Raw genomic sequence first — 7,050 nt, forward strand, 5'->3', positions numbered from 1 at the left:
GCCCTGTAGCTGGCTTGCCTTCGAGCACAACCTGCTGATTCTCAGGGGTTTGCTGGAACGGATTGAACATATGCATGCCATCATCGTCTTCTAGAATCCGATAAATGACTCCATTTTCGTATTTATATACGGCTTTGTAAAAGCCTTGATTATCATCACGGGCGTTATTCTCAAAAACCGACTGAATTTTCTTGCGGAAGGATTGATAGGTTGCATCGTTGTAATCCAGCGGTGACGTCAGGCTTTCCAGCTTATCGCCATCGACCAGATTTTGACCGTTTTTGGCCAGCAAAATAAGCTCGCTGAACGTTTCCTCTTCCATTTTCTTCGAGAAACTCTCATAAATGACGGTCGACAACAGAATCATCGAAGCGGCAATGACCGGTACTAGAATGAGAATTTGCTTCATCATCAAGGGAAGACGGCGCTGCAGCAAATTGAAGAAGACAAGCTTGATCGCATAGAGTACAAGGATCAGAGCCGCTACAGCAATCGACCAATGTACAAACGATTGGGTTCTTGCCGGCTGGCTGTACAGAGCCTCTACCATGGATGGCGTGATCGTCCCATCCGGCAGGCGCCGATTAATCTGCGTCGATTCTACGATAATCAGGCTGCCATCCTGCGCAATGGAGCTCGCTGTGGCATCAAAAGCAAGCTCTATGCCGTTTGCTTTTGCCTTCTCTTCGGTCACAAGACCTTCGATCATGTAAGGCTGTGCGGGATCAAGCCGGGAAATCATTTTGTTGTTAAAATCGATGAAGATCAGACGGCCTTGATTATCAAGATRCAGACTTTCGGGGAAATTGCGTCTTGTGCGATCCAGCCCAGCAAGCGGATAAACAAGCTCGGAATGCCCGTCGCCGAAAGCGCGATAGATCTCTCCGCTGCGCGTTGAATAGTAGATTTCTCCAGGCTTGAAGCCGTCTGCCTCGGCAACAAATTTATTTTGCGGAAGCTTTATCGTATAGATTAACTTAGGCTCGGATGTCTCTGTTTTGCCAATTGGAGCTTGATAGAGCGTTAACTGCTGTACTTCGTCATTGAAAAAGTAGACCATTCCATCGCGAACTTGAACATTTCGCAAGGACCCCAATCTGTACCGCTGGATTTGCGCGTCATTGTATTCCTGCGAGAATAAGCTGCGATCGAACTGCCCATCCGGCGTATAGCGAACAATTTGCTCGGATTTAACGGCAATCCCATATGGATCAAGCAAGGTACGAATCGTGTAGAGATATCCCAAATCATCTACGGCCATATCGTTAAAACGGTACACTTCCCCGTTTTTCCCGGTCTCACTCGTAATGGAGTATTGAAGAACACCTTCCCCATTCAGCTTGTGAATCGTTTTCTTCGCGTTGTCAATGACAAACAAATTGTTATGCCCATCCGAGATCGCCTTCGACAAACCATCGAAAGGCATGCTCTTGTGAAAAGGCCATAGTGTGAAGCTCTCCTTGTTTAATCCAAGGTAGGTTCCAGCAGCACCTAGAAGCAGCAGTACGAGCAGCAATGCCGCAATCGATTTCTTCATCGCTCTTTAATCTCCTCTTAATATGAAATCTGAATGATTTGCGTCGGTGCGTTCCAATCAACCTGCAAGCCCAAGGATTCCGCTATGAATCTTAATGGGACATAAGTCCTTCCTTCGAGCAGATAGGCAGGTCCGTCGATTTGCACAGGATCGCCATCAACATAAGCCTTGTCTTCACTGATGCGGCTCGTGATCGTTCTATATTCCGTGCTGACCGTAACCGTGAGACGATCTTGATCCCAATCTACAGCGGCACCAAACGATTCGGATACGGATCTTATAGGTAAATATGCCTGCCCGTTTATTATAACAGGCGGAACATCGAATTTGATGTAAATATTAGGAGAAAGCACGTTTTCTGCTGGAATCGGTTGAATGGTGAGATTATTAGGTTCAAGGGCTGGTGCCAGGTCTATGGATGTGATGGCTGCCAAAGAGGCTGAAACATCGGCCAGGGCCTGCTGCTCCTCAGGCCCATATTTGGCCTTCTCCTGCTGCTGCAGCTCCTTCAGCAGCTTCGTGACTTGCTGTTCAAGCTGCTGCTGCACGCCAGCCTCTTGCGGCAACGCTGCCGCAAGCACCTGCACGGCGTCCAGCTGCGCGAACAGCGCGTCCTTCTCCGCCGTCTGCATCGCCTCGGCGACGGCCTCCATCGAGCGGGTCAGCGTCGCGACCCGCTCCGTGTCCCCCTGCGCCTGCRCCAGCTTCAGCGCAGCCTCCAGCTTCTGCTTCGCCTCTGCGAGCGAAGCCTGTCCCTCGGATGCGCCCGTCTGCGCATCCGCGAGCTGCGCCTGCGTTGCCAGGAGCTGTTGCAGCGCTGCTGCTACAGCTTGCGGCTCGCCGGCGGCGAGGGCTTGCTCCAGCTTCGCCTGCTGGAGCTCAGCCTGCTCGGCCAGCGCATCTTCGCTGGCCGCTTCCTTCCCAGGCGCTGTGCCGCCTGGGGGTTGTTCACCGCCTGGCTCGCCCGGCGGTGTCTCGGTCTCCTCGGACAGCGCTGCGATCAGCGCGTCCGGGTTGTTCACCAGCTCCATCTGCTTGAGAGCTGCCTGGCTGTCGCCTTTCTGCAGCGCCTCCAGCATCCCGAGCTGGGCTTGCGCATCCTTGATCTCGACTGCCAAATCGGCGATCTCGCTCTGCTTCATATCCGTAACGGCCGCTTCCTTGGCCGCCTCCAGCTTCACAATATCTTTCTTCAGCGTGTCAATCTGCTGCTGCAGCTGTTCGGCCGTTTGCAAAGAAGCAATGGCACCAGGCTTTGTAATTTCCACGGTCACTTTCAGAGCATCTGCATCCTTCTTCGAAAGCGCTGCGGAACTCGTCGGATCGGCAATCGCACTCGGGTCTACGGCATTATCCATGCCGAACCAGACGGCACCAGGCTCATCCGCTTTATAGAAGATCCCTTGCCCCGATGAAGACATCGTTGCCGAAGCTGCATTGTAGGCCTCTGGGGTCAGCGCGTCCAGCTGCACTTGGTAGGAACCGATGATGACGGTTCCGAGCCCCTTTTCCTCGTCAGCACCAGCTTCGCTTTCGCTGCCTGTTGTTCCGTTGGGGACTTCAGCTTCAGCCTCTGCCGCCGCCAACTGTCCGGCATTTCCTTTGCCCTCCACAAGCAGCTCCCCAATCGGTTTCCCCTTCGCGTAGAGCATGACCTTCAAGTTCTCAATCTGACTAAGTTTGAGCGTTAATTGTCGCACAGCCTTATTCAGCTTGGTGTGTTTGCCGATCGCTTGGCCATCTTTGGTAAACAGCGCATATTCCGTTGCGCCGAGCTTTTTATTCACCGTCACGCTAAAATCACTGAGCAGCGGACCGACGGCCGGCTTCAACTTCCAAGAGCCTGCAGGAGCCTTTGGATTTTGCGGTTTGACGGCGGCAAGCCCGTCATCCAAATTTTGATAAGGCAGAATGCCCATCTTCAATGTCTTTTCAACAGCTCCGCCCGTGTCGATATCCAGCTTGCCTAGCGCTGTTTCATAACTCATTTGCGCCATCAGAATTTGCTCGTCCGCCTTGCTCACCGCTTCTTTGTAAGCCGCAAGCTCTTCCGTTTTCATCAGACTAAGTTTCACCTTCTGAGCAGCTTTATCCAGCGCGTTCACAGCGCTATCCTTATCTCGCAAAGCCTGCGCGTAACCTTCCTCCGCACCCTTCGCTTCCATATAGGAAGCTCTTACGGCTGCTATAACCGATGATCTGCTCTCTTTCTCCTGCAGCATTGCCTTGTTTTGTTCCATAGTAGCAATCGGCAATGCATCACGCAGATCGTCGAGGTAACGCAGTCCGTCATACTCCCCTTGGAGTAACGATTTCGGAATCGGAATGAATCCTAGCAAAAGGAAAAATCCTTCCCAATCCGACTTCACCTGTGATAACGTCGTTTCATAACTCGCTAGAAACAATTCCATGTCGATATCCTTGGCCTTATAAAGCCCGTCAATAACCTTCATACGGCTGCTGCCAAATTTGGAGCTGTACAAATCACGTGTCGTGCTAAGTTTGTGATCAGCTAAACGCCGATCCTCCGTATCTTTCATCAGACTAACCGTCGACTTGAGCGCACTTGTTATGTAGCTTGGGAGCTGCTTCTGATCCAAATTCGCGTAATCCGGTTCAAAAGAAAGCTGCACTTTATTTTCCATATCCAATTGAAGCAGCTTGCCCAGCGCCAAACGGCTTGATTTGGCCGTCAATTGCGCTTGTTTATATACGGAAGCTGCTTTCTCCAGCGCTTTCTCGGCCTGCTCCTGCTCGGCGCTATCTGAGAGCCCGAATTTCCGCTTCTTTTTAACCGTATCCAGCGCCGTTTTGGCGTCTTCCCATTTCATCCGTGCATTTTCTTCCGCTGCTTCATCCTGATAAGCCGTTAAGTACGATTTCTGCACATCGAACCGTACCGTATTCATCGATTGGCGCAATGTTTCCTGCGCGATATATAGCTGTTTGCTAGCCTCTGGCACCTTCAAACGTGTCATCAATTCCTGACTCAAATTGCGAGGCTTGGCAAAAAGGCCGGAAGCCTTCGCTTCCTCGCTTTTCACAGCATGCTGCGCTTGCTCCAGCTCCAGCTTTTTTTTCGAAATATCCGTTTTGGCGTCCCGCAGTACAGAACTTATTTTCAACCCTTGATCCATCGCTTCTTTCATGGTTAAAGCTTTTACTGACGCAGCTTCCACGCTTGGTCCTGCCGCCAGAACCGGCGCTGTCGACAGCAGCACTACGAGTCCCAGCCTTACTGCTTTTGACCCTACCACTATGAATCCCTCCGCTCGCATACAACTCTTCCTTTATAGTACAATATCTCCCTCACTCTCGCACCCATCTTTTGGAGAAACTTAGCGAAAAGAATCGAATATAGTAATAGATTGATGGTTACCTGCTTTTCTAGTAGTATAAAAGTAATAGATAGCACGAATGCATCGGATCCTACTACATAAATAACTTGATACATAGAAGGAGGTTTACCCATGGGAAACCTTGTTTGCGGCGGTGCAATGCTGCAATGCTCTTTTGGCGCTGCGCCCGGTTCGTTAATGGTGCTGCCAGCGAATATGGTGATGACCGCGATGCCCATCGCAAACATCATGGATAATAAGCCGATGGTGAACATTTTGCCGTTCGGAATGTGCAATTCAATGGCCAATCCCATGGTTGCCGCAGCAACGGCAGCGGCCTTAGGAGTACTCACTCCCATGCCCTGCATTCCGGTGACAGCAGCCCCTTGGGCTCCTGGATCGCCAACGGTGCTCGTCGCTAACATGCCTGCTCTGAACAACTCCTCCAAATGTATGTGCAATTGGGGCGGCGTCATCCAAATTCAACAGCCTGGACAAATGACCATTCAGGTGCCTTAATCCATTTTAAAAATCGAGCATCCTTCTAGGAGTGAAATCATTTGGAGATTCAGCCGGTCAAAGCCATTGAAAAAGTGCTAAAACCCGTCGTTGCACCTTTCATCGGCCATGTCATGAAAGCCTTCCAAACCATTGGGAGATTGCCCAAACTAGCGATTATTAAGTTTCAACAGATTCTTAGAGTCATGCTCCAAACGCGTGAGACCTCGTTAAAAAACTACATTTTGATCGGCTCATACTACGTCTCCAAAAGGCTGCTGCTTTTCATCACCTTGCTGATTCTTGTCCTGATCTTTTTTATCTTCATACGACCGCCTGCGATTGTGAATAAATGGTTAAACCGGGTTCCTGTACTGCAGGAAAACACCACGAAGCTTACCAGCTTCTCGGGGAATGGCAAAGTGGTGGGTACCGAAAAAGCGGCGCGCTATGAAGGTGGTCTGGTTGACGGGCTGTACGCAGGGAAAGGCAAGCTGTATAACAAGAACGGTGCTCTTGCTTACAGGCGGCTTTAAGAACGGCAGTTACTCTGGCGACGGAACCGAGTACTATGCTAGCGGCCTGATGAAGTTTAAAGGCCAATTCCTTGCGGGCACGTACGGCGGTGAGGGTACCGCCTTCGATGACAAAGGCGTGCCCCGTTTCAAGGGCACGTATGTGAGCGGCGCCTTGAACGGCGCTGGAGAAGCTTATGACGAGCTTGGCAAGCTCGTCTACAAGGGCGATTTCAAGGCTGGCGTCTATGACGGCCTTGGCACGGTGTTTGACGCAGACGGCGCGCCGCTGCTGCGGAGCTTTTTTGCAGGCGGCCAAGCCAGCCTGCAGGGTTTCCTCGGTTTGTCCAGCAAGAAAGTCGAAGACTTGCTGGGCAAACCGGCTGAGGTGACGCTGCAGGATGTCAGCGTCATGCTTGCGGGCCAGGAGGCGGCGGTTGACGCCTCCGCGGGGGCTGCGGCTGCTGCAGGCGCTGGTGGGGGAGCCGTTGGGGTAGATACGCCCGCGCCTCCGGCAGCGGGCGGTGATGCGGCAGCAGCGACAGCAGGCGTGAAGCTGCTGCTGAGCTACCCAGCCTACCAGCTGTCGCTGCTGGTAGAGCCTGCGAAGGGCAACCCGAAGGAGGCCGTCGTCACTTCGCTTAGCATTTGGGGCTCGAAGCCTTTGGCGCTGCTGCAGCCAGCCATCGAGACCATCAAAAAGCGCGGCGAGCCTAACGATGCCGGCTACGTCGTGATGGAAACGGAGGTAGGTGCCGGGAGTGGCACCTACACGAACAGCTACTACAAGGGTGATTACCTCTTCACCTTGACGCATTTTGATAAAACCAAAGAAGCCCACCTTCTGCAGGTGAGCTCTACGAAATAAAACTGTCGGGAGAGCTCTTCGTGAGCTTCTCCCTTTTTTTGTATGCTCGACTCCGACTAATATCCCAAAGTTATGCAAATTCTGTACTATCTACAACAAACTACGCCAAACCTCACTACCCTAGCTACTCCCAACCAATCCCCTCTTCTCCACCACACAGCACTTTAACTCACAATTCTATCTGTACGCATCAGCACCMGAACCACCGCACTCTCGCCCACCAACCAATATCCCAAACTTATGCAAATTCTGTGCTATCTACAACAAACTATTCCAAACCTCACTACACTAGCT

The 7,050-nt window shown here is 51.7% G+C and carries 5 protein-coding genes; 3 read left to right on the forward strand and 2 right to left on the reverse strand.

Annotated elements, in window-relative coordinates:
- Together AC1DUA_RS19875 and AC1DUA_RS19880 are read right to left on the reverse strand one after the other, a co-directional pair.
- Positions 1–1,537: NHL repeat-containing protein (locus tag AC1DUA_RS19875; RefSeq protein ID WP_477501419.1), on the reverse strand; the 1,537-nt coding region annotated here is incomplete at its 3' end.
- A 17-nt stretch (positions 1,538–1,554) separates the two neighbouring features.
- A complete protein-coding gene (locus tag AC1DUA_RS19880) occupies positions 1,555–4,794 on the reverse strand; it encodes a stalk domain-containing protein (protein ID WP_477501420.1) in 3,240 nt (1,079 codons plus the stop codon).
- A gap of 213 nt (positions 4,795–5,007) precedes the next feature.
- Here AC1DUA_RS19880 and AC1DUA_RS19885 point away from each other — a divergent pair, with 213 nt between their 5' ends.
- From AC1DUA_RS19885 to AC1DUA_RS19895, 3 genes are read left to right on the forward strand one after another with little or no spacing between them, the layout of a single operon-like run.
- The gene (locus AC1DUA_RS19885) at positions 5,008–5,394 is read left to right on the forward strand and encodes a DUF4280 domain-containing protein (protein ID WP_477501421.1); all 387 of its coding nucleotides are present in this window, start codon (positions 5,008–5,010) and stop codon (positions 5,392–5,394) included.
- A gap of 41 nt (positions 5,395–5,435) precedes the next feature.
- On the forward strand, positions 5,436–5,909 hold the full coding sequence (locus tag AC1DUA_RS19890) for a hypothetical protein (RefSeq protein ID WP_477501422.1): 474 nt from the start codon (positions 5,436–5,438) through the stop codon (positions 5,907–5,909).
- Positions 5,890–6,756: a toxin-antitoxin system YwqK family antitoxin gene (locus AC1DUA_RS19895; RefSeq protein WP_477501423.1), complete on the forward strand. Its 867-nt coding sequence runs from the start codon at positions 5,890–5,892 to the stop codon at positions 6,754–6,756. Before AC1DUA_RS19890 ends, AC1DUA_RS19895 begins: the two co-directional genes overlap by 20 nt.
- The last annotated feature ends 294 nt before the right edge of the window (positions 6,757–7,050 follow it).

This window comes from Paenibacillus sp. 01T422 (genome assembly GCF_056398785.1).